Source organism: Pseudorhodoplanes sp. (genome assembly GCF_035565795.1).
Taxonomy (GTDB): domain Bacteria; phylum Pseudomonadota; class Alphaproteobacteria; order Rhizobiales; family Xanthobacteraceae; genus Pseudorhodoplanes.
On sequence record NZ_DATMRV010000066.1, the window covers coordinates 1 to 1,538 of the forward strand.

Sequence of the window (1,538 nt, forward strand, 5' to 3'; positions counted from 1 at the left end):
AGATTTTCACGATGCTGTCGAAGAACGGCAGCTTGAAGCCGAGCCCCGGCGTCGCGATGCCGATCAGCTTGCCGTTGCGCAGGATGACGCCGCGTTCGCGCTGATCGATCGTGTACCAGCTCCCGAGCACGATCGAGAGGCCGAGTAACGCAAGAAGACCGATGCCGATCACGACGGCGATGCTGCGACCGCGGCCGCCGCCGGAGGTCCCGCCGCTTCCGGATGCCAAGGACGCCGCCTGCGAAAGCACCTTGTTCATAAGATTATCCTCCCTCTACCGGCCTTGTTCAGGCGCACGTGCAGCATTCCGCACTGCGCCGACACCGGTGCCTGGTATTCGTCGCAAGCCAGGGCCATGCGGTTCAAATCATCGCACGACGGACGAATTCTCGCAGGATTCGCAAGCGCCGGCACAACACAAGGTCGTGCCGGCGGGAATGGCAGGACGTGCGGCCCGATCGTTGCGCGTCCAGAATACGATGCGGGGGAGGAAACTGTGACCGCGTTCAGGCCCGGTTCTTGGTCACCACGCCCCAGATCAGCAGCAGGATGATGGATCCCACGACTGCTCCGATGAGCCCCGCGCCTTGTCCGGCCTGGTACCAGCCGATCGCCTGCCCGAGATAGGTGGCGACGAATGCACCGACGATGCCGAGGATGGTCGTCAGGATAAAGCCCTTGGGCTCGTTGTCGCCCGGCATGATGAATTTCGCGATGATGCCCGCGATAAAGCCGATGATGATCGTCCAGATAATGCCCATGCGCCGCTTTTCCTCCAGGTGAGGCGGAACAAACGCGCCGTCCGCCTTCAGGTTCCATCATAGCGGCAAACCGGACAGATTGTCATTCCGGGGCGCGTTTCCACACGCGCCTAGGCGCACGGCGCCCGCGCCCAAAGAGCGGGCGCGTGCGGTGGCTGCGGTCGAAGTGCGTCACGCCATATGCTGGGCGCCGTTCACGTGCAGAACCTGGCCCGACACATAGCCGCCGCCCGGACTGCATAAGTAGGTGCACGCCTCCGCGATTTCGTCGGGCTCGGCCTGGCGCTTCAGCGGGATCTGGGCAACCGCGCGATCGTGGTCCTCCTTGCGATACTTCGACCAGTCGCGCTCCGTGTTCACGTTGCCGGGCGCAACGGTGTTGGCCGTGATGCCCAACGGCCCGAATTCGCGGGCCAGCGCTTTCGTCAAACCATGCATCCCGGCCTTGGCGGCCACGCTGTGCGCGCGTTGCGTGGAATAGCCGAAGAAGTTGCTGCCGCCGACGATGTGGATGATGCGGCCCCAGTTCTGCGCGACCATATGGGGAAGCGTCTCCTGCGCGAGATGGAAGCTCGCCGACAGGTTGGTGCGAAGCGTGAACTCCCATTCCTCTTCGCTCAATTCGAGAAAGGGGACAGGATTGCGGATCCCGACATTGGAGACCGCGATGTCCACCTTGCCGAATGTGTCGACGGCCTCCTGCACCATGCGCCGCATGTCGGCACGCTGCGACACGTCGGCAAGGCAGCCGATTGCGCGCCCCCCGGACTGCCGGAT

3 protein-coding genes are annotated in these 1,538 nt (G+C 63.8%); all 3 read right to left on the reverse strand.

The features are described from left to right. The coding region (locus VNZ93_RS07095; RefSeq protein WP_325702113.1) for an SPFH domain-containing protein at positions 1-259 on the reverse strand (259 nt) is incomplete at its 3' end. 247 nt (positions 260-506) lie between these two features. Beyond that, positions 507-761 (reverse strand): GlsB/YeaQ/YmgE family stress response membrane protein, encoded by a 255-nt coding sequence (locus VNZ93_RS07100; protein WP_325702116.1) that lies wholly within the window; start codon positions 759-761, stop codon positions 507-509. Between the two features lie 171 nt (positions 762-932). Next, positions 933-1,538: SDR family NAD(P)-dependent oxidoreductase (locus VNZ93_RS07105; protein WP_325702119.1), on the reverse strand; the 606-nt coding region annotated here is incomplete at its 5' end.